This window comes from Arthrobacter sp. Soil_C_49, from assembly GCF_057656635.1.
Map to the genome: position 1 here is coordinate 1 of NZ_JBDGJZ010000025.1, position 1,985 is coordinate 1,985.

The following is a 1,985-nucleotide window of genomic DNA, read 5'->3' on the forward strand; positions in this document are numbered from 1 at the left end:
TGTGTCTGTTGTTTGAGAACTCAATAGTGTGCCAAGTTTGTTGATACCAATTGTTTTAGTGATTGGTTGAATTGATCGGGCTGCCCGCCCCTGTGGGTGGTCTGGTTTTTACAGCTGGTTTCAAATTTTGTGCAGCCTGGTTTCCGCGTTTTCCCGTGGTTCCTGGTTGTGTCTGTTTTACTTCAACGGAGAGTTTGATCCTGGCTCAGGATGAACGCTGGCGGCGTGCTTAACACATGCAAGTCGAACGATGATCCGGTGCTTGCACCGGGGATTAGTGGCGAACGGGTGAGTAACACGTGAGTAACCTGCCCTTAACTCTGGGATAAGCCTGGGAAACTGGGTCTAATACCGGATATGACTGATCATCGCATGGTGGTTGGTGGAAAGCTTTTTGTGGTTTTGGATGGACTCGCGGCCTATCAGCTTGTTGGTGAGGTAATGGCTTACCAAGGCGACGACGGGTAGCCGGCCTGAGAGGGTGACCGGCCACACTGGGACTGAGACACGGCCCAGACTCCTACGGGAGGCAGCAGTGGGGAATATTGCACAATGGGCGCAAGCCTGATGCAGCGACGCCGCGTGAGGGATGACGGCCTTCGGGTTGTAAACCTCTTTCAGTAGGGAAGAAGCGAAAGTGACGGTACCTGCAGAAGAAGCGCCGGCTAACTACGTGCCAGCAGCCGCGGTAATACGTAGGGCGCAAGCGTTATCCGGAATTATTGGGCGTAAAGAGCTCGTAGGCGGTTTGTCGCGTCTGCCGTGAAAGTCCGGGGCTCAACTCCGGATCTGCGGTGGGTACGGGCAGACTAGAGTGATGTAGGGGAGACTGGAATTCCTGGTGTAGCGGTGAAATGCGCAGATATCAGGAGGAACACCGATGGCGAAGGCAGGTCTCTGGGCATTAACTGACGCTGAGGAGCGAAAGCATGGGGAGCGAACAGGATTAGATACCCTGGTAGTCCATGCCGTAAACGTTGGGCACTAGGTGTGGGGGACATTCCACGTTTTCCGCGCCGTAGCTAACGCATTAAGTGCCCCGCCTGGGGAGTACGGCCGCAAGGCTAAAACTCAAAGGAATTGACGGGGGCCCGCACAAGCGGCGGAGCATGCGGATTAATTCGATGCAACGCGAAGAACCTTACCAAGGCTTGACATGAACCGGAAAGACCTGGAAACAGGTGCCCCGCTTGCGGTCGGTTTACAGGTGGTGCATGGTTGTCGTCAGCTCGTGTCGTGAGATGTTGGGTTAAGTCCCGCAACGAGCGCAACCCTCGTTCTATGTTGCCAGCACGTGATGGTGGGGACTCATAGGAGACTGCCGGGGTCAACTCGGAGGAAGGTGGGGACGACGTCAAATCATCATGCCCCTTATGTCTTGGGCTTCACGCATGCTACAATGGCCGGTACAAAGGGTTGCGATACTGTGAGGTGGAGCTAATCCCAAAAAGCCGGTCTCAGTTCGGATTGGGGTCTGCAACTCGACCCCATGAAGTCGGAGTCGCTAGTAATCGCAGATCAGCAACGCTGCGGTGAATACGTTCCCGGGCCTTGTACACACCGCCCGTCAAGTCACGAAAGTTGGTAACACCCGAAGCCGGTGGCCTAACCCCTTGTGGGAGGGAGCTGTCGAAGGTGGGACTGGCGATTGGGACTAAGTCGTAACAAGGTAGCCGTACCGGAAGGTGCGGCTGGATCACCTCCTTTCTAAGGAGCACCTACAAGCTCTCCTGCCGTGTATGTGGTGGTGGGGGTTTGTCAGGAGTATATGCCCGTTGCGCAGACGCAAGTTCTGCGGCGGGTGCTCAAGGGTGGAATATCAGCAGATAGCGGCCGTTTGTTCTTCTTCTTGTCTAGTACGGATGCTTTCGGGTGTCCTGGAACGGTGGGGAGCGGGGATGGGTGGTTTAGTGTTTGGCACACTGTTGGGTCCTGAGGCAACAGGGCCGTTGAGCGGATCATGGTTTTGGCTGTGGTGTGTTTGG

1 rRNA gene is annotated in these 1,985 nt (G+C 55.5%); it reads left to right on the top strand.

Going from position 1 to position 1,985, the window contains the following annotated elements:
- Positions 1 to 182: 182 nt before the first annotated feature.
- Positions 183 to 1,707, top strand: a 16S ribosomal RNA gene (locus tag AC3A4Z_RS22525).
- Positions 1,708 to 1,985 lie beyond the last annotated feature (278 nt).